General features: G+C 63.2%; 20 protein-coding genes and 1 tRNA gene. 6 read left to right on the forward strand and 15 right to left on the reverse strand.

Annotated elements, in window-relative coordinates:
- Window positions 1-131: 131 nt before the first annotated feature.
- Window positions 132-1,955, forward strand: coding sequence for an ABC-F family ATP-binding cassette domain-containing protein (locus PAF12_RS04940; RefSeq protein ID WP_271108884.1), 1,824 nt, complete (start codon window positions 132-134; stop codon window positions 1,953-1,955).
- Between the two features lie 17 nt (window positions 1,956-1,972).
- On the opposite strand, the gene PAF12_RS04945 is transcribed toward PAF12_RS04940, so the two are convergent.
- From PAF12_RS04945 to PAF12_RS04960, 4 genes are all read right to left on the reverse strand, one after another.
- Window positions 1,973-3,274 carry an HlyC/CorC family transporter gene (locus PAF12_RS04945; protein ID WP_271109651.1) on the reverse strand — a complete coding sequence of 434 codons (1,302 nt, stop codon included), beginning with the start codon at window positions 3,272-3,274 and terminating at the stop codon, window positions 1,973-1,975.
- Between the two features lie 85 nt (window positions 3,275-3,359).
- Complete coding sequence (locus tag PAF12_RS04950) at window positions 3,360-4,295, reverse strand: tyrosine recombinase (protein ID WP_271108885.1); 936 nt, start codon at window positions 4,293-4,295, stop codon at window positions 3,360-3,362.
- A complete protein-coding gene (locus tag PAF12_RS04955) occupies window positions 4,292-5,914 on the reverse strand; it encodes a hypothetical protein (protein WP_271108886.1) in 1,623 nt (540 codons plus the stop codon). The genes PAF12_RS04950 and PAF12_RS04955 overlap by 4 nt, the downstream gene beginning before the upstream one ends.
- Complete coding sequence (locus tag PAF12_RS04960; protein ID WP_271108887.1) at window positions 5,901-6,110, reverse strand: hypothetical protein; 210 nt, start codon at window positions 6,108-6,110, stop codon at window positions 5,901-5,903. Before PAF12_RS04960 ends, PAF12_RS04955 begins: the two co-directional genes overlap by 14 nt.
- Window positions 6,111-6,223: 113 nt before the next feature.
- On the opposite strand from PAF12_RS04960, the gene PAF12_RS04965 reads away from it, so the two are divergent.
- Together PAF12_RS04965 and aroB are read left to right on the forward strand one after the other, a co-directional pair.
- Window positions 6,224-6,760 (forward strand): shikimate kinase, encoded by a 537-nt coding sequence (locus tag PAF12_RS04965; protein ID WP_271108888.1) that lies wholly within the window; start codon window positions 6,224-6,226, stop codon window positions 6,758-6,760.
- Window positions 6,757-7,857 (forward strand): 3-dehydroquinate synthase, encoded by a 1,101-nt coding sequence (aroB, locus tag PAF12_RS04970; protein WP_271108889.1) that lies wholly within the window; start codon window positions 6,757-6,759, stop codon window positions 7,855-7,857. The genes PAF12_RS04965 and aroB overlap by 4 nt, the downstream gene beginning before the upstream one ends.
- 6 nt (window positions 7,858-7,863) lie before the next feature.
- Here aroB and PAF12_RS04975 read toward each other — a convergent pair whose 3' ends face one another.
- The 6 genes from PAF12_RS04975 to rpmH all read right to left on the reverse strand — a co-directional run bounded on the left by PAF12_RS04975 (window position 7,864) and on the right by rpmH (window position 11,365).
- On the reverse strand, window positions 7,864-8,574 hold the full coding sequence (locus tag PAF12_RS04975; protein WP_271108890.1) for a methyltransferase: 711 nt from the start codon (window positions 8,572-8,574) through the stop codon (window positions 7,864-7,866).
- Between the two features lie 81 nt (window positions 8,575-8,655).
- The gene (locus tag PAF12_RS04980; RefSeq protein WP_271108891.1) at window positions 8,656-9,363 is read right to left on the reverse strand and encodes an EAL domain-containing protein; all 708 of its coding nucleotides are present in this window, start codon (window positions 9,361-9,363) and stop codon (window positions 8,656-8,658) included.
- A gap of 184 nt (window positions 9,364-9,547) precedes the next feature.
- A complete protein-coding gene (ttcA, locus tag PAF12_RS04985) occupies window positions 9,548-10,468 on the reverse strand; it encodes a tRNA 2-thiocytidine(32) synthetase TtcA (RefSeq protein WP_271108892.1) in 921 nt (306 codons plus the stop codon).
- Window positions 10,465-10,734, reverse strand: coding sequence for a membrane protein insertion efficiency factor YidD (gene yidD, locus PAF12_RS04990; protein WP_271108893.1), 270 nt, complete (start codon window positions 10,732-10,734; stop codon window positions 10,465-10,467). The genes ttcA and yidD overlap by 4 nt, the downstream gene beginning before the upstream one ends.
- Window positions 10,731-11,084, reverse strand: coding sequence for a ribonuclease P protein component (rnpA, locus tag PAF12_RS04995; protein WP_271108894.1), 354 nt, complete (start codon window positions 11,082-11,084; stop codon window positions 10,731-10,733). The genes yidD and rnpA overlap by 4 nt, the downstream gene beginning before the upstream one ends.
- A gap of 143 nt (window positions 11,085-11,227) precedes the next feature.
- Complete coding sequence (gene rpmH, locus PAF12_RS05000) at window positions 11,228-11,365, reverse strand: 50S ribosomal protein L34 (protein WP_090525302.1); 138 nt, start codon at window positions 11,363-11,365, stop codon at window positions 11,228-11,230.
- 258 nt (window positions 11,366-11,623) lie between these two features.
- On the opposite strand from rpmH, the gene PAF12_RS05005 reads away from it, so the two are divergent.
- The 3 genes from PAF12_RS05005 (at window position 11,624) to PAF12_RS05015 (ending at window position 15,298) form a co-directional block, all read left to right on the forward strand.
- Window positions 11,624-13,048: a sensor histidine kinase gene (locus PAF12_RS05005; protein WP_271108895.1), complete on the forward strand. Its 1,425-nt coding sequence runs from the start codon at window positions 11,624-11,626 to the stop codon at window positions 13,046-13,048.
- Window positions 13,049-13,124: 76 nt separating this feature from the next.
- A tRNA-Arg gene (locus PAF12_RS05010) sits at window positions 13,125-13,201 on the forward strand.
- Between the two features lie 861 nt (window positions 13,202-14,062).
- Window positions 14,063-15,298 carry a calcium-binding protein gene (locus PAF12_RS05015; protein ID WP_368045170.1) on the forward strand — a complete coding sequence of 412 codons (1,236 nt, stop codon included), beginning with the start codon at window positions 14,063-14,065 and terminating at the stop codon, window positions 15,296-15,298.
- 354 nt (window positions 15,299-15,652) lie between these two features.
- Here PAF12_RS05015 and PAF12_RS05020 read toward each other — a convergent pair whose 3' ends face one another.
- Genes PAF12_RS05020 through PAF12_RS05040 form a run of 5 tightly spaced genes read right to left on the reverse strand, consistent with a single transcriptional unit; the run spans window position 15,653 to window position 22,031 of the window.
- A complete protein-coding gene (locus PAF12_RS05020) occupies window positions 15,653-16,315 on the reverse strand; it encodes a 3-oxoacid CoA-transferase subunit B (protein WP_271108897.1) in 663 nt (220 codons plus the stop codon).
- 10 nt (window positions 16,316-16,325) lie between these two features.
- Window positions 16,326-16,976, reverse strand: coding sequence for a CoA transferase subunit A (locus PAF12_RS05025; RefSeq protein ID WP_271108898.1), 651 nt, complete (start codon window positions 16,974-16,976; stop codon window positions 16,326-16,328).
- On the reverse strand, window positions 16,973-18,157 hold the full coding sequence (locus PAF12_RS05030) for an acetate/propionate family kinase (RefSeq protein ID WP_271108899.1): 1,185 nt from the start codon (window positions 18,155-18,157) through the stop codon (window positions 16,973-16,975). Before PAF12_RS05030 ends, PAF12_RS05025 begins: the two co-directional genes overlap by 4 nt.
- Window positions 18,154-19,563, reverse strand: a complete 1,410-nt coding sequence (locus tag PAF12_RS05035; protein ID WP_271108900.1) for a bifunctional enoyl-CoA hydratase/phosphate acetyltransferase — start codon at window positions 19,561-19,563, stop codon at window positions 18,154-18,156. The genes PAF12_RS05030 and PAF12_RS05035 overlap by 4 nt, the downstream gene beginning before the upstream one ends.
- Window positions 19,563-22,031: a DUF3141 domain-containing protein gene (locus PAF12_RS05040; protein WP_271108901.1), complete on the reverse strand. Its 2,469-nt coding sequence runs from the start codon at window positions 22,029-22,031 to the stop codon at window positions 19,563-19,565. The genes PAF12_RS05035 and PAF12_RS05040 overlap by 1 nt, the downstream gene beginning before the upstream one ends.
- Window positions 22,032-22,039 lie beyond the last annotated feature (8 nt).

Raw genomic sequence — 22,039 nt, forward strand, 5'->3', positions numbered from 1 at the left:
ACGATGACGGGTGAATACTTCGGCCTAAAAAGGTTAAAGGTCAATACCTGATAAAAATAATAAATTAAATTCTTTTGCCGCGTCGGCGTCCTGCATTGACCTTGTCACGGCTGCCGCGTAATCGCGCTGACATGGCACGCGCACCTATTCTTCAGCTCACCGATATTTCCCTCACCTTCGGCGGCAACCCGGTTTTCGACCGGCTGAGCCTGACCGTGCAGCCCGGCGACCGCGTGGCGCTTGTCGGGCGTAACGGGTCGGGGAAATCGACGCTGATGAAGGTCATGGCCGGTCTGGTCGAGGCGGATACGGGCGATGTCGTGACCCCCGCCGGCATTAGCGTCGGCTATATGGAGCAGGACCCGGATCTGTCCGGTTTCGAAACGCTTGGCGATTTTGCCGCCGCGACGCTGGATCCGGCAGAAAGCTACCGGGTCGAGATGGCGGCGGAAGGGCTGAAATTCGACGCCGCCCGGCCTGTGGCGACTGCCTCGGGCGGGGAGCGGCGCCGGGCGGCGCTGGCCCGGCTTCTGGCCGAAGCGCCCGATCTGATGCTGCTCGACGAGCCGACGAACCATCTTGATATCGAGGCGATTGGCTGGCTTGAGGATCAGCTTTCCCAGACCCGTGCGGCCTTTGTGCTGATCAGCCACGACCGCGCCTTTCTGCGCGCCCTGACCCGCGCAACGCTGTGGATCGACCGGGGCGAGGTGCGCCGTCAGGATAAGGGTTTCGAGGCATTCGAGGACTGGCGCGAAGCGATCTGGACCGCCGAGGATGAGGCGCGTCACAAGCTCGACCGCAAGATCAAGGCGGAGGCCCGTTGGGCCGTGGAAGGCATTTCCGCGCGTCGCAAGCGTAATATGGGCCGGGTGCGGGCATTGCAGGCGCTCAGGGCCGAACGCGCCGCCCAGATCCGCCGTCAGGGTGCCGCTGCAATGGAGCTGGATGCCGGTCCGCAATCCGGCAAGCGGGTGATCGAGGCGAAAGGGATCACGAAAGCCTATGAAGGCCGCACCATCCTGCGCCCCTTCGATTTGCGCATCCTGCGCGGCGACCGGGTGGCGTTTGTCGGCCCGAACGGGGTCGGCAAGACCACGATGATCAAGATGCTGACCGGTGAAATCGCGCCCGACAGCGGCACCGTCACCCACGGCACCAATCTGGAAATCGCCGTGTTCGACCAGACCCGCAGTGCGCTCAACCCGGATCAGAGCCTGTGGGATGCGATGACGCTGGACCCGTCAATGGCGGTCTCCGGACGCTCCGATCAGGTCATGGTGCGTGGTGCGCCGCGCCATGTTGTCGGCTATCTGAAGGATTTCCTGTTCGATGAGGCGCAGATGCGGGCACCGGTCCGCAGCCTTTCGGGGGGCGAGAAGGCCCGGCTGCTGCTGGCGCGGATCATGGCGAAACCGTCGAACCTGCTGGTGCTGGACGAACCGACCAATGATCTGGATGTCGAGACGCTGGATTTGTTGCAGGATATTCTGGGCGAATATGATGGCACCGTGCTTCTGGTCAGCCACGACCGCGATTTCATCGACCGTGTGGCGACGACCACCGTGGCAATGGAGGGGGATGGCCGCGCCGTGATCTATCCCGGCGGCTGGAGCGATTATCGCGCGCAGCGTCCGGAAACGGCAGGGGTTGTGTCACAGCCCGCGCCCAGACCCGCCGCCGCGACGCCACCCGCAGCACCAGCTTCTGCCAAGCCGAAACCCGCGAAATCCGGGCTGAACTTCACCGAAAAACACCGGCTGGAGGAACTGCCCGCGATTATGGAACGGCTTGAAGCGGAAATCGCGAAACTGTCCGAATTCCTGTCGGATGAAAATGTCTACAGCACCCATCCCGACCGGGCGACCAAGGCGGTCAATGCCCTGTCGGAACGTCAGGCGGCGCTGGACGCGGCAGAGGAAGAATGGCTGACCCTGGCTGAAAAGGCGGGCTGAGGAACGCCGCGACAGTCTCAGGATGGGATGGCGGGGCCGGGCAGGGGACGGATACGCAGCTTGGTGATCCGGTTATCCTTCCGCGTCACCACCTCGAAACGATAGCCGAGGAACGAAAACACCTGTCCTTGCGACGGAATCGACTGGGCCATGTGAATGACCAGCCCGGCGACGGTGTTCGCCTCGTCATCCGGCAGGGTCCAGTCGAGCGCGCGGTTCAGGTCGCGGATCGTCATCGCCCCGTCGATCAGATAGTCGCCAGAGGGGCCGGGTTTCAGGTCGTGATCGGCCTCCGTATCGTGTTCGTCGGCGATCTCACCGACGATTTCCTCGATAATATCTTCCAGCGTAATCAACCCCCGCAGCGAGCCATATTCGTCGACGACCAGCGCGAAATGGCTGCGGCGGTCCAGAAATTCGCGCATCTGTTCGTCCAGAGCCGTGGTGTCCGGCACGAAATACGGCTTCATCGCCACGCCCATCACGTCGAAATCGCGCACCGCATCAGCCGGATCGCCGATCCCGTCATAGGCCGATTTATGCACGGCGCGCAGCACATCCTTGGCATGGACCACCCCGACCACGTTTTCACGCTCATTGCGGTAGACCGGCAGGCGGGTGTGGGAGCTTGACAGCACCGTGTCGAGGATGGTTTCCGGCGGCAGGTCGGCGTCGATCATCTGGATCTCGGAACGGTGTTTCATGATTTCATCCACCGTCCGGTTGCCGAGATCGAGCGCGCCCAGCAGCCGGTCCCGGTCAGCCTTCTCGACCTCGCCCGCCTCGTGACCGATGCTGAGGGCCCCGGCGATTTCCTCGTGAACGGAGAACATATTGGCGTCGGGATCGCTTTGCAGTCCAAACAGCCGCATGATCAACCGCACAATCGCGCGGACCACCAGCACAATGGGGGACAGCAATTTCATGATCAGCTGCATCGGTCGCGCCACGACGGAGGCGAGGGTTTCGGAATTGGCGATGGCGTAGGATTTCGGCAAAACCTCGGCGAAGATCAGCACCAGAACGGTCATCACAAAGGTTGCGATGGCCACCCCGCTAGATCCGAACAGCGCCGTAAACATTGCCGTCGCCAGCGAGGCCGACAGGATGTTCAGCACGTTATTGCCAAGCAGGATCGCCCCGATCAGCCGGTCGCTTTCCCGCGTGATGTCGAGTGCCGCCTCCGCGCCCTGATCGCCCTTGTCGGCGCGGCTGCGCAGCTTGGCGCGGCTGGCCCCGGTCAGCGCGGTTTCGGAGGCGGAGAAGAAGGCCGACCCGACCAGCAGGAACAGGATGGCAATACCAAAGCCCCAGATCATCGGGCTTGCCCCGCTCGGTTCGGTTTCGGTGGCGGCACTTGCCGCAGCGGCGGAGGTGGAGAGAAATACGGTCAACATGATGCGCTCAAACGCGGGCGAGGGGGTGATGGTTCAACACCAGATCGCGCATCCGCGCATCCAGCACATGGGTGTAAATTTCGGTTGTGGACAGATCGGCATGGCCGAGCAGCGTCTGAATCGCCCGCAGATCCGCGCCGCCTTCCAGCAGATGGGTGGCGAATGCGTGGCGGATCACATGCGGGGTCACGCGCGACGGCTCGATCCCGGCGGCGATGGCAAGATCGCGGATCAGGTCGTTCATGGATTTCCGCGCCATATGGCCGGTCTTGGAATTGGCGGGGAACAGGAAACGCGCGCTTTTGCCCGCGACCAGACGACCGAGCGGCGACTTGCTGTCCGCACCGTCGCGGATATGCAGCCACGCCGTCAGCGCTTCCCGCGCCGGATCGGACAGCGGCACCATGCGTTCCCGCCCGCCCTTGCCGCGGATCAGCAGCAGTTGCGGATCGCCGCGCGTGGCGGAAACCGGCAGGGCGACCAGCTCGCTCACCCGCATGCCGGTCGCATAAAGCAGCTCGATCAGGCAGCGGTTCCGCGCCCGGTCAGCGTCGGTCCGGCCGGTCTTCGGCACCGCTGCGAGCAATTGGCTGACCTCCGCCTGCGTCAGCACCTTCGGCAGGCGCTGAGTCTTGCCGGGGCCGGAGATGCGCAGCGCTGGATCGTCGTCGCGCCAGCCCTCCTCCAGCGCAAAACGGGTCAGTTGCCGGATCGAAGACAGCCTGCGCGCGCGTGTTGAGCGCGCCAGCCCCTGTGCCTCGCACCATGACAGATAGCGGGTGATGTCGTCGCGGGTGATCGCGTCCAGTGTCAGCCCGTCCCGGTCCAGCCATTCGGTGAAATCGCGCAGGTCGCGCCCATAGGCCAGCAGCGTGTTCCGCGCCGCCCCGGCCTCGGCAGCCTGCGCATCCAGAAAGGTTGATATCTGCGTCAGCGCCTTCATTTCGCGACATCCCGGAAAATCGGATCGAGCGCGATCTGCGTGGCGACACGGCGCGCATCCGCAATCAGCCCAAGCTGCCGAAGCGTCGCGACCCCACGCGCTGCCCGCGTCACGTCGCCCTGCGAACCGGCATCGGCATCGGCCAGCGCACCGAACAGCGCCGGGGCAATCGCGCCGCCTCCGCTCGCCGCACCATTCGGCAATTCGGTGCTGAACACCGGGGCGAGCGCGCCCAGAACCGGGCTGTGCGGCCCCGGCTGGCCACCCGATGCCAGCGCCAGAAGCGCTGCGTCGAGTTGGTTTTCGGGCACGGCAGGGGTCTCCGTCTCACCTTCCCAAAGCCGCAGCCACAACGCCAGACGTGCTGCATCGCCGGTCAGGACCGACAGATCCAGACGCTCCGCCTCCATCGCCGCAAGGCCGTCGCGCAGGCCAACGGCCTCCATCTGGTGAAACGCCGATTGCAGGGCCGGGCCAATCCGGTCGCCATCGCCGGTGAGCAATGCGGCATCGAGCGCCTGTATCGCAGCCGCGCGTTCCCACACCCCGCCAGACGCGGCAGGGCGCTGCAAGGTGTACAGGCGATGAAGCGTGCTGGCAGGCAACACCCCGGCGCGAGAAAGCCGCTCCGCCGCCTCAAGCTGGGCTTTCCAGCCAGAACGGTCATCCAGATCGGACCACGCATAGGCATTCGGCAGATCGCCGGTCGGCAGCGGCTGGCCGACCGCCTCATAAAGCCGGAACGCCAGCGGCGTCATATTGTCGAAATCCGGCTGCGGCAGTGACGAGGCGCCGTCAGTGGCACTGTCGTCGAGATAAAATCCCAGCAAGTCGGTCATACCCGGCTCGATCAGACCCAAACGGCCCGCTCCGCGATAAAGCAGCGCCGCCGCAGACCAGTCCCCTGAATAGGCCAGGCAGAATATCCGGGCCGCCTGCATCCGGGTGATGCCCGGCTCGGCATCCATGCGATGACAGATCCGGTCCTCGCCATCGGTGAGCATGGCGATATCGAACAGCCGCTGAAAGCTCTCCGGGTCACTTGCACCCGATGCCTGCAACAGCGCCTGCGCCGATGGCAGCGCACCATCCTCTGTCAGATGATCGACGCGGGCCAGAAAGAAATCGCCGGGCCGTGCCTCGCCATTGCTTTCCGGCGGGGGAAGCTGCGCCTCGATCACCCGCCGCGCCAGATCGGCGGAGGCGGGCAGAAGCGGCTCGAACCGGATCATGCGCAGCGCGGTTTCCAGATCGGTGCCTTTCCAGAAATCCCGCGGCAGCCCCGCCTGCCGGGCAGAGATGATCCCGGTGCCATCCGCATCCGCCGCATCAAGGCGGCGCACCCCGACCGGAACCGTGGCTGCGGTTGTCGCGACATCCGGCGGATCGCTTTTCGCAGCACTGCTTTGCGGCGGACGTTTGACCGGCCTCAGCGCCTGTGCATCGGCGGGGACCGGGTCGCCGGGCCGCCACGCGCTGCTCGCGCCCGGTGCAGCGGCAGTTCCCGTCAACCAGTCATTCGCCGAAAGCGGCGCGTTATTCGCCGCTACCGGTGTCACGCCCACGGCAAGCGCCAGTGCCGTCGCAATCAGACGACCGGGTCGCTTATTGTTCTGCATCGGAATCCGCGTCGTCCCCGGCACCTTCGGGCGCTTCCGCTGCGGCCGTCGCGGGCGGCTGCGCGCCACCCGTCTGAAGGTCGACCGGCTGCCGGACTTCCTGCTGGCGTGGGGCCATATCACCGAAATAGGCGTAACCCGCCAGTCCCAGAAACGCCAACACCACAAGCACAATCACAATCTTCAGCAACCGCATCTCAAGCCCTTTCGCCTGCCGCTTCTTCCGGTCTTTCGGCCGGTTTGCCGCTTTATAACTGGCAATCCGGCAAAGATCACGCCATTCACGTCAGGAATTGAAAGGACATATGGATGCAGGGACATATTGCGCTTGTGGGCATGATGGGGGTGGGCAAAACCGCTGTTGGGCAGGAAATCGCCCGTCAGCTGGGGGTGCCGTTCCACGACTCAGATGCCGAGATCGAGCGTGCCGCGGCCATGACCATCCCTGAAATTTTCGACCGCGACGGAGAGGCGTTCTTCCGCAGACGCGAATCGGAGGTGCTGGCGCGAATCCTGTCCGGCGCGCGCGGCGTCGTCTCGACCGGTGGCGGGGCGTGGATACAGCCGCAGAACCGGACCTTGCTCCGCGAACATGCGATTTCCATCTGGCTCGATGCCGATCTGGACACGTTATGGCACCGCGTGAAGCTGCGCCCGACGCGGCCGCTGCTGATGACGGATGATCCGCGCGGCACGCTCGCCAAGCTGATCGAGACCCGCAGCCCGGTCTATGCCCGCGCCGATCTGCGGGTGCGGACGGATTCGAAATCGGATATCGAGACAAGCGCGCGCCGTGTCATCGCCGCAATCGGCCGCATCCGCCCTGAATTTCTGGAGGGATCATGACCCGTATCGTTCACGTTCCGCTTGGTGAGCGCGCCTATGATGTGCGCATCGGTCCCGGCCTGATCCAGACGGCGGGGGCTGAAATCACCCCCTTCCTGTCGCGCCCGCGCGTCGCCATCGTGACGGATGCCAATGTCGCCGCGCTGCATCTCGCAGCACTTCAGGCTTCTTTGCAGGCCGAGGGGATCGCGTCGGAGGCGCTGACCCTTCCGGCGGGGGAGGCCACGAAATCATGGCCGCATCTGACCCGGACGGTCGAATGGCTGCTGGAACAGAAGATCGAACGTCGGGATATCGTCATCGCGCTTGGCGGCGGGGTGATCGGCGATCTGGTCGGCTTTGCCGCCGCGATCCTGCGCCGGGGCGTTCGTTTCGTGCAGATGCCGACCTCGCTTCTGGCGCAGGTCGACAGCTCCGTCGGCGGCAAGACCGGGATCAATTCCGAACGCGGCAAGAACCTGATCGGGGCGTTCCACCAGCCGACGCTGGTGCTGGCCGATACCGCCGTTCTCGACACACTCACGCCGCGCGATTTTCTGGCCGGTTATGGTGAGGTGATGAAATACGGGCTTCTGGGCGATGCCGCGTTTTTCGGCTGGCTGGAGGAAAACGCCACGCGGCTGTGCGACGATATGGAGGCGCGCGTCCACGCCGTCGCCCATTCCGTCGCCATGAAAGCCGGGATCGTGGAGCGGGACGAGACCGAACAGGGGGAACGCGCGCTGCTTAATCTCGGCCACACATTCGGCCATGCGCTAGAGGCGGCAACCGGCTATTCCGACCGGCTGCTGCATGGCGAGGGGGTGGCGATCGGCTGTGCGCTTGCGTTTGAGTTGTCCGCGAAAATGGGGCTGTGCAGTCAGGAGGACCCGTCCCGCGTCGGCGCGCATCTGGCGCAGATGGGCATGCCGTCCCGGCTCGCCGACATCCCCGGTGATCTGCCGGATGATGCGACGCTGATCGGGCTGATGGGGCAGGACAAGAAGGTCGTCGACGGCAAGCTGCGTTTCATTCTCGCCCGCGGTATCGGTGATGCCTTCGTTACAGACGGGGTGAATGCGCAGGATCTGGCGGAGGTTCTGGCCGCGTCACGCTGACACGGCTTATCCGGCATCTCTGTGGTAGTGCTGGACCTGCGGGCTGCTTGGCGCGGCCCATTCCGTCACGCGCCGGAACCCGTCCCGCAGCAGCTTCGCGTCAAGGGCTTCGCTGGTCCCGCCCCCGTAAATATCCGGGTGCAGTTCGACGATGAAGCAGCGGACGGAAGACAGATCGCAGGTTTCGATGAGTCCGCGCTCATTGCCCTCGATATCGCAGACCAGAACGTCGGGCCGGACCCGTTCCAGCAAGGGACCCGGCGGCAGGATCGGCACTTCGACACTGTTGTCGGACGGCCCGTAGACCTCGCGCGCCGCCCAGTAATGCTCGCCCAGTTCCAGCCTTGTGGTGCGCGCCGATGTCAGGCTGACCGCGCCGCTGAGCAATTCGTAATCCGCGATCCCGTTCAGCCTCATGGTCAGCCGGATCGCGTCATGCAAGGCCGGGTTCGCCTCGACAATCGTCAGCCGGATATCCTGCGCCGTCAGCGCCGCTGTCGCCGCACAGACCCCGATTCCGCCGCCGAGATCCAGCACCCGGTCCCCCTTGCGCACGGCAGAGGCGATGGCACGGCGTTCCTCGAACTCGTACCAGCCCTTGCGCAGCCCCTTTTCGATCATCGGTGAGACCAGCGAAGGAAGGATCGGAACCCGCACCGGGCCGAGCTTCACCGTTTCGGGTCCGGTCGTGTCATCCATCCCGCGCCTGTCTGCCATTTCCAATGGTCTGTATTGTCTTTTAGACCTGCCAGCCCGCCTTGCCTAGCGCCTGCTGGCCCCCGGCCGCTTCCAACCCTCTCAGGCAGCGGATTCGGCGCCGGATTTTTCGCTGAGAAGGGCGCTGATCCCGTCAAGGTCGCAGTCACTGCCCACAGCGTCGCCATAGACGAATTTGCAGCCGATTTTGGTGATGAATGCCAGCTCGTCAGGGTCGCTGACCGGACCGGCGATGGTCGGCAATTCCGCCTTTTCCGCCAGCGCCATCTGCGAAAGCAGAAGCTGATTATCGGCGGCGTTGCGATGGCAGTCCCTGACCGCCGTTTCGTCCAGCCGCAGCCACAGCACCGGCAGTTGCGCCGCGCTTAGCGTATGCAACGCATCCTGATCCAGACTGTCGAGTTCGATGCAGCAACCGAATTCCGCCAGCTCCCGCAGCCCCTCGAAATCCGCCGCAGCGGGGACGGGCTGCATCGGCGGGGCGGCGGCGCAGAAAATAACCCGGTCCGGCGCGATGTCCTGCCGGTCAATCTCCCAGATCAGATATCGCGCAAGATCTTTGGACGCCGCCACCTCATCGGGCAGATTCAGCGCGATCGCCGGGACCGACAGATCGTCCTCCTCCCATTTGCACAGATGGCGCAGACCGACGCGCAGAACCGCCTCGACCTCGTCCTTCAGATGCGCCGGCGGCAGGATCAGGACCGAGGCGATTTTCAGCGTGTCACTGTCGAATTGCGGCCTGAAGCGCAGCACGGGGGTCGCGCGATCCGTGGGCGGCACCGTCACCGGCGCAGTCTCGGGTATAATCCGGGGTGCCGAACCGCTGCATTTGGCGTCTTCACTGTGTTCAGTAGGGGCGCTCAGACCCAATCGATTTCGGAGAGCCGATACCAAACCAGTCAACGTCATGAATAACCCCGATTCGTCTTCTGCCTGATAGCAAAATTAGACCGACGGTTTTACAAATGAATTAACAATTGCTTAGAATCGGCAGATCCGGGCCAGTTTTTTTCGTTTCGCCCGGCCAGAGATCGGCAAAATTGAACAGGCCAGGATCGGCCAGATGCGAGGGCCTGGTGTTCATCAGCGCGCGGAACATCACCTGCCGACGACCGGGGCTGCGCGCCTCCCATTCGTCCAGCAACTTCTTGACCTGTGCCCGCTGCAACCCCTCCTGCGAACCGCAAAGATCGCAGGGGATGATCGGATAAGCCATGTCACGGGCGAATTTCTCGCAATCCGCCTCGGCCACATAGGCCAGCGGGCGCAGCACCAGAAGGTCGCCTTCCTCGTTCAGCAGCTTCGGCGGCATCGTGGCCAGCCGCCCGCCATGAAACAGGTTCATGAAAAAGGTTTCCAGCATATCGTCCCGGTGATGGCCAAGGACCACGGCGGTGCAGCCTTCCTCCCGCGCGATGCGGTACAGGTTCCCGCGCCGCAGCCGCGAACACAGGCTGCACATGGTGCCGCCCGGAGCAATCTTGTCGGTGACGATGGAATAGGTGTCCTGATACTCGATCCGGTGTTCGACCTGCCGGTCGCTCAGAAATTCCGGCAGCACGGTTGCGGGAAATCCCGGCTGGCCCTGATCGAGATTGCAGGCCAGCAGATCGACCGGCAGCAGACCGCGCCATTTCAACTCATGCAGGATCGCCAGCAATGTATAGCTGTCCTTGCCGCCCGACAGGCAGACCAGCCAGCGGTCGCCGGGCCGCGCCATGCCGAAATCCTCAATCGCGGCGCGGGTATCGCGGACCAGCCGTTTGCGCAGCTTGCGGAACGCCGTGGTGGTCGGCGCGCCACGGAAAAGCGCATGGATCTCTGCGTGTTCTTCGTCGCGATCCGTGTCGTCCGTGTCGTCCGCATCGTCGAGCGTGCTGTGTTCGTTCATGGCGACCTCGGGGCAGGGGGTTCACCCGTCCGCTTGCGGTTCGACCGCTCAGGGACGGGGTCATATCCATCGCCACCCCAGGGATGGCAGCGGAAAATACGGCGGACGGTCAGCCAGGTGCCACGAAAGGCACCGTGGCGTTGCAGGGCCTCCAGCGCATAGGCGGAACAGGTCGGCTGAAACCGGCAGCCATGTCCGACCCAGGGACTGAAAAACAGCCTGTAGGCGCGCACGGGCAGGGCGACGATATGGGCCAGCGGGCTCATTTCCCGCCCTTCCCGGAATGCACCCGCTCAAGTGCTGCGCCAAGATCGTTTATCAGCGCGGCAAAATCGCGCGTCACCGTCGCCTCTGGTCGCCCGACCAGCACATAATCCCAACCGGGACGGGCTTTCGTCGGCAAGACTTCCCGTGCGAGCGCCCTTAACCGGCGTTTGGCCCGGTTCCGGGCGACCGCATTGCCGACCTTCTTGGAACAGGTATAGCCAATGCGGATCGCCGCCTCTGCCGGTTCATCCGGGGCGCGGTGACGTGCTTGCAGCAGAAATCCCGCAGTTCCCGCTCGCCGGGCCTTGGCTGCGCGCAGGAACTCCGCCCGTTTGCGCATGGTGGCCATTGCAGGTTTCGACGTGGCAGGTGCCGGAACAGGAAAAGCCGCAGCATCTTCCCCACGCTTGACTGAATCGGCAGCAAGGGGGGGATGCGGCGGCATCTTCACGTCCTGACTGGCGCGGAAACGCGCCTGACCGGCAGCCCGGATCAGGCGGACAGGCGCTTGCGGCCCTTGGCGCGGCGACGGTTCAGAACCGCGCGGCCAGCTTTGGTGGCCATGCGGGCGCGGAAACCGTGGCGGCGGGTGCGGACCAGGTTGGACGGCTGGAACGTGCGCTTCGACATCTCTCTTCTCCAGTTTCAGGCGCGGAAGGTCTGGGTTCAGGGATAAAGATATCCGCCCCACGCGACCGCGTCGGTTAATTCGAAGCCCGCGCAATAGGCCAAGCGGCGCTGTAAGTCAACGCCGCAATCGGCAGATGTCGCGGAAAATCGCATTGCCCCACGGTGCCAAGTACACAATCGTTTGAATTTGCGCCTGCCGGGGACTAGGTCTTGCCAGATGGGCCGGAAGCGGTCGTTGAAGTGAGAGTTGCGCCGCATATGTCAATCGACACTTTGTCAGGCCGTTTCGCCGTGCTGACGCTGCTTTTCGTGGCGCTGGCCGAGCTGTTCATCCTGATTCCGTCCGTGTCGAATTTCCGTGTCGAATATCTTCAGACCCAGCTTGAAAAAGCCCAGATCGCCTCGCTCGCGCTGCTGGCGACGGATGAGGATGAACATATCGCCGCCGATCTGGAATCGGAACTGCTCGACAATGCCGGTGTCTATAACGTGGTTCTGCGCCGCGACGATGTCCGCCAGCTTGTCCTGTCATCCCCCCTGCCGGGCCCGATCGTGGCGACCTTCGATCTGCGGGATAATTCGGTCTGGCGCAGCGCCTCCGATGCGCTCAGCCAGCTTCTCGACCGTCAGGACAAGGTGATCCGCGTGATCGGCGCGCCGGTGAATCACGCCGGGCAACTGATCGAGGTCACCCTGCCGACCACGCCGCTGCGCCATGCGATGATGGATTTCGGTCTTCAGGTGCTGATCGTCTCCGCCGTGCTGGTGGCGCTGACCGCGGCGCTGTTGAACCTCGCCGCGCAGCGCCTGATCCTGAAACCGATCCGCCGCGTCGTCTCCCACATGGCCAGCTATGCTGCAGCGCCGGAGGATGCGCGCTCGATCATCACCCCCGGCGCGCGCATCACCGAGCTGCGCGAGGCTGAAACCGCGCTCGCCTCCATGCAGACGACGCTGACCCAATCGCTGAAGCAAAAGGAACGGCTCGCCGGTCTGGGTCAGGCCGTTGCCAAGATCGCCCATGACCTGCGCAATATCCTGACCACCACCCAGATATTCGCCGACCGGCTGGAGGACAGCGACGACCCCGCCGTCCGCCGCGCCGCGCCGAAACTGGTCAACTCCATCTCCCGCGCGGTCAATCTCTGCGAAACCACGATGGCCTTCGGCAAGGCCGAGGAACCGCCGCCGACACTGTCGCGCTTCGCTTTGCGCAGCCTCGCCGATGAGATCACCGAGGCGGAATCGCTCCTCGCTCAGGCCAGCGAATCCGCACCGCTGGTCGAATTCGCCACCGATATCAGCCCCAATCTCGTGATCCGTGCCGATCGCGACCAGCTGCACCGGGTCCTGTCCAACCTCATCCGCAACGCCCGACAGGCAATCGAGGCTTCCGGCAAACCGGGCAGCATCGAGATCGCCGCGAGCGAAACCGATCAGGACTGGCTCATCCAGATCACCGATACCGGCCCCGGCCTGCCGCAGAAGGCGCGCGACTACCTGTTCAAGCCCTTCACCGGCGGCACCCGCAAGGGCGGCACCGGTCTCGGCCTCGCCATCGCCGCCGATTTGATCCGCGGTCATGGCGGCCGGCTGGAGCTTCTGCGCAGCGATGACAGCGGCACCGCCTTCAGCATTTCCCTGCCACGCGGCGCCGTGATGGAGAATCTTGCAATCGAGTGAAATTTTTCCCTTGCACTCACCTGCGCGCAGTCCTAGATAGCCGCCCTACCGGACAGGCAAGACACTGTCCGAAAGCGGACCCGTAGCTCAGCTGGATAGAGCACCAGACTACGAATCTGGGGGTCGGGCGTTCGAATCGCTCCGGGTCCGCCACTTTCTGAAAATCTGTTTTTCAGCTTGTCGAACAGACGACGCTCCGCCTTTGCGAGGGGCTGGCCCAGTTTACATGGACACCTGCCGCAGTTTCGGATTGCGGCGTGCTGCTCCGGTAAATCCGCGCCATTCGTTTCCCGGACAATCATGCGCCTCCTGTGCTGATCTCACCGATCCGAATATACCGTTGAGAAAAGAATGCTGTCGGGAACTTAAGCCTTTGTGCTGGCAGCTATTTACCTTCTCCGGAAGGTTTGGACCGACACCAGAGAAAGTCAGATTCCAGAATGCAATTATAGATTGTGTTATATTTTTATTATATTCGTTTTGATTGAATGTTGCCAAAATCATCTGTAATGAGACGCGATCAATTTGCGACGGTCTGGGCGGTCCAAATCTGTATGGCGCGGAATATGCGGCATAAAGTTGGTGTGAAGACCCATCTTTGTCCCGATTCGTGGCGGTTAGGCGATATTTTCAGGGTGCCGCGCGAGAAATCTTTAACTGTCGGGATGAATTTGGACTGCTTGGGCTGGTTTTGGTGAATATACAACTTAAGGCGGTATTTTATGAACTTAAGCCTGACCTTATTGCTGTGATATTGCTGCAACATTCATGTTGCGTTTAGTATCCGAGGTGAATGAAAGGCTAACATTGATTGCGAGGGGGGTAATTTTGGTTTAGTTTCATTTCTGTACAGCGCACAACACAGTACATTTCGTGCTGCGTTAAATTCACTAGTGAGGACTAAGCGAATGGCATTCAACGTAATCACCAATACCAGCCATTCTGGGCGAGCGTCTTGAAGGCGGCCAGTATTCGGCCGACTGGATCGACGGTCTGGGCGGCAACGACACCATCATCGGTCACGACGGCGCTGACGCGCTGATCGGTAACACCGGCGACGACCAGATCTTCGCTGGCGCCGACGACACCGATCTCGACTATGTGTCCGGCGGCGACGGCAATGACACCGCTTACGGTGGCGGCGGCGGCGACCTGATGGATGGCGGCGCTGGCGACGACTACATGGGCGGCGGCACCGGCAACGACCTGATGTTCGGCGACACCGGCGTGCGCAGCTTCGACCCCTATGCCGAGAAAATCACCAACTACACCTTCAACGAAGGTCTGCAGGGTCCGCTGGCTTGGCTGGGTCTGCTCGACCACATCGGCATCGATGACAACTACCTGAACTCCTTCCGTCAGTCGGAGTCGGGCAACGACACGATGTGGGGCAACAGTGGTCGCGACATGATCTTCGGCGGCTGGGGCAATGACCTCATCGGCGGCGGCTACGGCAGCGACCTGCTCGTCGGTAACCGCGACAACGACACCATCTACGGCTATGCCGGTAATGACGTTGTTCTGGGCGGCGACGAAGACGACCAGCTCTTCGGTGGCGACGGCGACGACGTTATCGACGGCGACGAAACCCCGATCTGCTGCGGCAACGATCTTTATGACATCGATCCTGACGCCGTTGCACCGGGCAACCTTCAGCCCCCGCATCTGCTGGTTGACTATCTCGACGGGATCGAGTGGGTGTCGAATGACGACAACCATAACGGTAACGACGAAATCTACGGCGGTAAAGGTAACGACTCCATCTTCGGTCGTGAAGGCGCTGACACCATCTGGGGTGGTGAAGGTGACGACGGCATGTATGGTGGCGACGACAATGACACCGATATCTTCGGCTTCGTCAAAGGTCACGGCAATGACACCATCGGCGATTTCGACGCTGGCGAATGGTCCGAAGGCGGCAACCGCGATTGGGAGAACGGTGAAGACCTGATCGACCTTAGCACCGCCAACTTCGAAGGCGAGTTCCAGGATGCTGTCGATGACGGCGCGATTGTCTTCAACTACTTCCTGCCTGGCGTCCCGTCTGCTGGTGGCACTGTCACCATCGATACCACAATGCTTGGTCTGGAAGATGGCGGTACCATCACCATCTACTTCGAAGACGACGTCGACTTCATGGCCTTCGGCGCTCAGAACATCGCTCTGAACGGCGACCAGTGGGTCGACATCACCTCCAACTTCCAGAACATGGAAGCTGTCAGCGCGCCTGCTCCCGTCGGCGTTGCCTGATCTACTTCAGTCAAATACAAGAAAACGGAAAGGGCGGGGATTTTCCCGCCCTTTTCTCTTTGCCCGGGGAATATCGTGGGCGTTTCGTCACCAGATCCGTCACCACAGATGTGATACGGGTGTGATACGCGCGCACTGCGTTCCGAATACGGCCTGTGTACAGGCTGTGTACGTTCGGTGTACGCGCTGTGCGGGCTCAAAAAATTGGGAAATTTATATAAACCGGCGCTATGGCCTGCGGCGGTATTGATGTCGGGTTTACAACCCGGCGATCACACCGCCTTGCGACCAGATAGGTCTGCCTTATGTCGCGGTCGGCACAGCCATAGCCATCCCGACCCGCTCGCGCCGCGATTACGCCGCTTCGGTCAGCGCCATTTCCGGCAGGTTTTCCGGGATATTCAGCCGCGCATCTGTCGCCGCGACGATTTCCTCCACGGTAACCCCCGGTGCGCGTTCCCGCAGCATCAGCCCGTCATCATCCGGAACGATCACGGCCAGTTCCGTCACGATCAGATCGACCCGCCGCAGCGCCGTCAGCGGCAGGGTGCAACGCGGCACGATCTTCGATTTTCCCCGGGCGCAATGCTGCATTGCCACGACGACCCGCGCGGCACCGGCAACCAGATCCATCGCGCCGCCCATGCCCGGCACCATCTTGCCCGGCACTTTCCAGTTGGCGAGCTGACCGGCCTCGTCCACCTCCAGCCCGCCCAGCACGGTCATATCCAGATGCCCGCCCCGGATCAGGCCGAAGCTCATCGCGCTGTCGATGGAGGCGGCGCCCGGCACGGCGGTCACGAAGGCCCCGCCCGCATCGGTGAGGTTCGGGTCCTCCATCCCCTCCGGCGGGCGCGCGCCCAGACCGATCACGCCGTTTTCGGCCTGAAAGAACACGCCCCGCTCTGACGGGACATAATTCGCCACCAGACTCGGCAACCCGATGCCCAGATTGACCAGCATGCCGGGCTTGATTTCCTGCGCCACGCGGCGGGCGATGACTTCCTTGGCGTCCATGACGAAATCCTTATCCACGCAGCAAAAGATGGTCGACCAGCACGCCCGGCGTCTTGACCGCATCGGGCGGGATCACCCCGACCGGCACAATCGTATCGGATTCGGCAATCACCGTGTCCCCGGCAAGCGCCATGACCGGATTGAAGTTATGCGCGGTCAGCGAATAGGCCAGATTGCCGACGTAGTCCGCCTGCGCTGCTGCGAGCAGCGAGAAATCCGCCGAAATCGGAGTTTCCAAAAGGAACTTCTTGCCCTCAACCTCAACCACCTGCTTGCCCTCCTCGACCTCCGTCCCGACGCCGGTCGCTGTCAGCACGCCGCCGAGGCCCATGCCGCCGGCGCGGATGCGTTCGACCAGCGTGCCTTGCGGGACCAGTTCGACCGCGATCGTGCCGTCGATCATGCCCTTCTGGGTTTCCGGGTTCAGCCCGATATGGGATGTGATCACACGCACCACGGCCCCGGCGGAGATCAGCTTGCCGATGCCAAAACCGGGGCGGGCGGTGTCATTGGCGATCACGGTCAGGGCCTTGGCCTTGCGGGCAACGAGCGCGTCGATCATCCGGTGCGGGGAGCCGACGCCCATGAAGCCGCCGATCAGCAGGCTGGCACCATCGGGGATCATATCCGCCGCGTCATGGGCGTTCATGGCAGCTTTCATGCGGCGCGCTCCTGTGCAAGATGGGCGCGGGCAGCCCGCGCGATAACCAGACCTTCATCGGTTGGTATCACCATGATCCGGGCGCGGGAAACATCTGATGAGATGATCCGGGCATTTTCCGCATTGCGGGCGTGGTCGATTTCCAGCCCGATCCACTCCGTCCGTTCGCAGACGCGGGCGCGGATCAGGCGGGAGTTCTCGCCAATGCCGCCGCAGAAGACGAGCGCGTCGATCCCGCCCATTGCCGCTGCCATCGCGCCGAGTTCGCGCTGGACGCGGAACACGAAATATTCGATGGCCTGATGCGCTTCCTTGCTGTCCGATGCTTCCAGCGTGCGCATGTCGTTCGACACCCCGCCCGACAGGCCCAGCAGGCCGGAGCGGCGATAGAGCATGTCGGAGATCGCCGTCGAATCCATGTTTTCCTGATCCATCAGGTAAAGCAGCACGCCGGGGTCCACCTGCCCGGATCGCGTGCCCATAGGCAACCCGTCCAGCGCCGAAAACCCCATTGTCGAGGCGACGGAGCGGCCATTCTGGATCGCGCACATCGACGCGCCATTGCCCAGATGCGCCACCACCACGCGGCCATCCGCGATCAGCGGGGCGGTATTGCGCAACTCGCCGGAGATATATTCGTAGCTCAGCCCGTGGAAACCGTAGCGACGCACGCCGCGGTCGTAATATTCGCGGGGCAGGGCGAAGGTGTCGTTGACCCAAGGATGCGTCCGGTGAAACGCCGTGTCGAAACAGGCGATCTGCGGCACGCCCGGAAATGCCTTCATCGCGGCGCGGATACCGGCGAGGTTATGGGGCTGGTGCAGCGGGGCAAAGGGGGAATAGGTCTCCAGTTCCGCCAGTTTTGCCTCGTCTATCATAACCGGCTGGGCGTGGTTGGCCCCGCCATGAACGACGCGGTGACCGATGGCGCGCGGCTCGGTATTGGGGAAGGCCGTGCGCAGGCTGCTCAGAACGGCGTTCATTGATTGCGCGTGATCGTTCAGCGGCAGGTCGGCCACGGGCAGGCTTTCGCCGCTGGCGCTTTTCAGCGTCAGCCGGGCCTCATCCGCGCCGATCCGGTCGACCATGCCTTCGGCCATCGGCAGATCGCCGGTCCCGGCATAAAGCGCGAATTTCAGCGAGGACGAACCGGCATTCAGCGTCAGGACCGCGCCGCTCATTCCGCCGCCTCCTTCTGGGTTTCGGGCAGAATGCCGTTCCGGGCCGCGTGATGCAGGGCGGCGACCGCGCAAGACGCCAGCCGTGAGGCCGCACTGTCGGATCGCGAGTTCAGGATTACCGGAACTTTCGCGCCCAGCACCAGCCCGGCACCTTCGGCATGGCTGATGAAGGAGAGCTGTTTGGCCAACATATTGCCCGCGTCGATCCCCGGCACGACGAGGATATTGGCGCGGCCCGCGACCTCTCCGGTCAGGCCCTTGGTGCGCGCGGCACCCATGTCGACGGCATTGTCCATGGCCAGCGGCCCGTCCACGTCGCCGCCCTTGATCTGACCGCGCTCCGCCATTTTCGACAGAAGAGCCGCGTCGATCGAGGACTGGATCGCCGGGTTGACGGTTTCGACCGCAGACAGCACGCCGACGCGTGGATCGAGACCGATGGAAGTGGCGAGGTGGATGGCGTTCTGGACGATATCGACCTTGGTCGCCAGATCGGGCGAGATATTGATTGCGGCGTCGGTGACCAGAACCGGATGCGGCTGGCCGGGAACATCCATGACAAACACATGGGTGAAACGCCGTCCCGCCCGCAGCCCGTTGGTTTTGTCCAGCATCGGGCGCAGCAGGTCGTCCGTGTGCAGATGCCCCTTCATAACCGCAGCCGCGCGGCCTTCATGGACCATCCGGCAGGCTTCGGTCGCGGCTGCCAAATCGCCCTTGATATCGACGATCTCGATCCCGTCGAGCGATTTGCCCATTTCTGCGGCATTGGCGCGGATGGCGGTTTCGTCACCGACGAGGATCGGGGTGATAATGCTGGCTTTCATTGCCTTCAATGCGCCGCCGAGCGAGTTCGGATCGTCCGGGCAGACAACGGCGGTCGGGATCGGGGGCAGGGGGCGGGCCTTTTCGATCAGCGCGTCGAAATGGCGATGACGCTCGACCAGCAGGCCCGGCACTTCGATCCCGTCGCGGTCGTATTTCTGACGCGGTGCCTGCAGCACAGCCTCGCCATCCAGCAGCAGATTGCCGGTTGCGGACATGCGCAGCTCAGTCACCAGCGTGACTGTGCCGTCATCGCGTTTTTCGGCGACCCTGACCCGGCAGATCACTTCCTCTCCGGCATGGGCGCGGCCGTGGAAGTTCAGCGTCTGCTTCATGTAGAGCGAACCCGGCCCGGGCAGTTGCGTGCCAAGAGCGGCGGAAAAGAGCGAGGCGAGGAACATGCCCGGTGCCACGCTTTCCGCCCGACCGTCGCCGTCGCCATCCTCGTCCGGCAGATGCATCGGGTTGAAATTGCCCGAGATTGCCGCGAAGGAGAACAGGTCATCCAGCGTGATCAGGCGGCGGATTTCTGCCTCGTCACCGACTGAAAGCTCGTCGAAGGTTTTGTTGACCAGTCTCATCAGCTCGCCTTTCTGGTTCGTCTCACGCTCCGTGCCGGAGCTGTCGTTTTCTTATCGGCACCGTCGCTGTCATCCGGGCCGGCATCTGTCAACGGGTCCTCAAGCACATCTGCCGTGATCGGCCCGAGTCCAAGCACTTTGCGGAAGCGGTCAAGCAGGGCAAGCGTGTCCGCCGACATTTCGTCGAGGCGACCGGGGATATACTGGACAACCTGCAACGCAGTTTCGCGATCTGCCTTTTCATTAAGCAGTTGCGGCAGGGTTTCTATGGCCTGTTCCGGCTCATAGGTGGCGATCAAAGTCTGCTGCTGGATGATCATCGAGCGCCGTGCCGCGCCCAGGCTGCGGAACGGCTCGTCGCGGGTGAGGACACGGCTGGAGCGTTCCAGCCGGTCGCGCCGCACCGTGCCGCGTTTCTCCGCCATCAGGATCAGCATGCGGATGACCGCCTCGGGGAAGCCGCCCTGATCGATGTGCATCAGCGCGTTCGTCACCTCCGGCAGGCCGCGCAGCTCATCGGCGTTTTTCAGCGTCCGCCGCGCCTCGTGGCTGCGGCCAAAGGCGCGCGCCCAGGGGTTCGACCAGACCGAATGGAAGATCAGCTCATAATTCATGTCGCGCCAGTCGCGCCAGAAATCCAGCGACTGCTCGACCGCATCGACCCAAAGCGCCTCGGCGGCGAGGAAGGGGTTGCCCGGCTGCGCCTTGTTGCGGTTCGCACGCACGGTTTCTGCGGCGGATTCGACAACCGACATGGCCGGGTTCTGGGAGGAGGTGAGCGCACGGTTCAGCCGCAGCGGGTGCAGGGTCCGGCTGGCCTCCGCCATGCTGGGGGTGACGGCGGCTTTCACGAATGGCCGCACCAGACCTTCGTAAAGCTGCGACTGCACCTCGGAGGCGCGGGCGACGGCGGCAAAGGGGCGTTCATCGTCGAACCCGTCGTCAATGGCGCGGATGTCGCTGAAATTCCGCTCAGCAAAGCCGACGGTGAAATGCTTCTTGCCGTCCTTTTCAGTCACATCCTCGATGCGCATTTCATAGAGGCCGGGTGCCAGCGCCTCGATGGTTTTCATGGTCGAGGCCATCTCGTGATGCTCACGATTGGCAATCTGGGAGCTGACAAAGATGCCCAGATGCCCGACCTGTTCATGAACCATATAGATGATCCGCTGACCGCGGATGCGGATTTCATTCACATCGGCATAGGTCTCAACGATCCAGTTCAGCGCCTGCTGGGGCGGGGTGATGTTATCGCCGTGGCTGGCAAAGACGATGATCGGGGCGCGGATCTGCTTGAGGTCCAGCGGGCGGCCCGGTTCGATCCGCGCCTCGTTCTTGACCAGACGGTTGCCGACGAAAAGCTGTTCGACGATCCAGCGGATTTCCGGCTCGTTCAGCAGGAAGAAGCCGCCCCACCATGTTTCGAACTCAAGGAAACGCTCTTCGCCCTTGTCGATGTCACGGAAAATATCGGTGTATTTGCGGAACATCGTGCGGCCCGGATTGAGCAACTCGAAATTCTGCACCAGATGCGCGCCGTCGAAAATCCCGCCGCCGAGATCCGACAGGAACATCGGGATCCAGGTCCCGCCCAGAACGCCAGCATTATAGCGCATCGGGTCCTGACCGACCCGGCCCGACCACGGCGCGACCGGCGCGCCGTTGATGACGATCGGCCCGGTCAGATCCGGGTTCGCCGCCGCCAGAAGCAGCGTTGCCCAGCCACCCTGACAATTGCCGATGATGACCGGGGCGGAGCTTTCGGGGTGGCGGCGCATCACCTCGCGCACGAAGGCGGCTTCGGAGCGGGTGACGTGGGACAGATACTGCCCCGGCTCCGGCGCGCGGCGGAAGGCGACGAAATAGACCGGATGACCTTCGCGCATCGCCACGCCGACCTGGCTGTCGGTCTTGAACCCGCCAATGCCCGGACCGTGACCGGCGCGCGGATCGATCACGATATAGGGACGGCGCTTGTCGATCACCGTCACGCCTTCCGGCGGGACGATCCGCAGCAGCATGTAGTTCGACGGGAAGGGCAGGTCGGCCCCGTCCATCACCAGCTCATAATCATAAACCAGAACCGGCGGGCAGCCCGCCTCCTCATGGGCGATGAAGATATCGCCGCGCTTGCGCAGCGCATCGGCGGTCAGCACCGCCCGTTCGCCGGCATCGCGCAGATACTCGGCCCAGAGTGCGGGAAGCTTGCGGTCATGCGCGGCCTCGCGCAGCCCGGTCACCAGCGTGCCGGTCTGCCCGGACAGATTGCCCGCCCGTGCGCCGTGTTCATCCATGATCCGGCGTGAATGCCGCGACAGGGCCGTGGTCAGAATGTCGCCGGTGCGGACATTCGCCTCGGATTCGGCTTTCGCGGCGTTGAAGATTTCGGTCATCTTCTCGGCTGCATCCTCCGCCGGGGCGGCGAAGGCGTTGCCCGCAGGATCGAACAGTTGGAATATATTACTCATCATTTACT

This window comes from Paracoccus sp. SCSIO 75233, from assembly GCF_027912675.1.
GTDB lineage: Bacteria > Pseudomonadota > Alphaproteobacteria > Rhodobacterales > Rhodobacteraceae > Paracoccus.

What these genes read in the sequence shown, in the direction of transcription:
- PAF12_RS04940 (WP_271108884.1), top strand. Translation starts at nt 132, where the DNA reads ATGGCACGCGCACCTATTCTTCAGCTCACCGATATTTCCCTCACCTTC.
- PAF12_RS04945 (WP_271109651.1), bottom strand. Translation starts at nt 3,274, where the DNA reads ATGATCTGGGGCTTTGGTATTGCCATCCTGTTCCTGCTGGTCGGGTCG.
- PAF12_RS04950 (WP_271108885.1), bottom strand. Translation starts at nt 4,295, where the DNA reads ATGAAGGCGCTGACGCAGATATCAACCTTTCTGGATGCGCAGGCTGCC.
- PAF12_RS04955 (WP_271108886.1), bottom strand. Translation starts at nt 5,914, where the DNA reads ATGCAGAACAATAAGCGACCCGGTCGTCTGATTGCGACGGCACTGGCG.
- PAF12_RS04960 (WP_271108887.1), bottom strand. Translation starts at nt 6,110, where the DNA reads ATGCGGTTGCTGAAGATTGTGATTGTGCTTGTGGTGTTGGCGTTTCTG.
- PAF12_RS04965 (WP_271108888.1), top strand. Translation starts at nt 6,224, where the DNA reads ATGCAGGGACATATTGCGCTTGTGGGCATGATGGGGGTGGGCAAAACC.
- aroB (WP_271108889.1), top strand. Translation starts at nt 6,757, where the DNA reads ATGACCCGTATCGTTCACGTTCCGCTTGGTGAGCGCGCCTATGATGTG.
- PAF12_RS04975 (WP_271108890.1), bottom strand. Translation starts at nt 8,574, where the DNA reads ATGGCAGACAGGCGCGGGATGGATGACACGACCGGACCCGAAACGGTG.
- ttcA (WP_271108892.1), bottom strand. Translation starts at nt 10,468, where the DNA reads ATGAACGAACACAGCACGCTCGACGATGCGGACGACACGGACGACACG.
- yidD (WP_271108893.1), bottom strand. Translation starts at nt 10,734, where the DNA reads ATGAGCCCGCTGGCCCATATCGTCGCCCTGCCCGTGCGCGCCTACAGG.
- rnpA (WP_271108894.1), bottom strand. Translation starts at nt 11,084, where the DNA reads ATGGCCACCATGCGCAAACGGGCGGAGTTCCTGCGCGCAGCCAAGGCC.
- rpmH (WP_090525302.1), bottom strand. Translation starts at nt 11,365, where the DNA reads ATGTCGAAGCGCACGTTCCAGCCGTCCAACCTGGTCCGCACCCGCCGC.
- PAF12_RS05005 (WP_271108895.1), top strand. Translation starts at nt 11,624, where the DNA reads ATGTCAATCGACACTTTGTCAGGCCGTTTCGCCGTGCTGACGCTGCTT.
- PAF12_RS05020 (WP_271108897.1), bottom strand. Translation starts at nt 16,315, where the DNA reads ATGGACGCCAAGGAAGTCATCGCCCGCCGCGTGGCGCAGGAAATCAAG.
- PAF12_RS05025 (WP_271108898.1), bottom strand. Translation starts at nt 16,976, where the DNA reads ATGAAAGCTGCCATGAACGCCCATGACGCGGCGGATATGATCCCCGAT.
- PAF12_RS05030 (WP_271108899.1), bottom strand. Translation starts at nt 18,157, where the DNA reads ATGAGCGGCGCGGTCCTGACGCTGAATGCCGGTTCGTCCTCGCTGAAA.
- PAF12_RS05035 (WP_271108900.1), bottom strand. Translation starts at nt 19,563, where the DNA reads ATGAGACTGGTCAACAAAACCTTCGACGAGCTTTCAGTCGGTGACGAG.
- PAF12_RS05040 (WP_271108901.1), bottom strand. Translation starts at nt 22,031, where the DNA reads ATGAGTAATATATTCCAACTGTTCGATCCTGCGGGCAACGCCTTCGCC.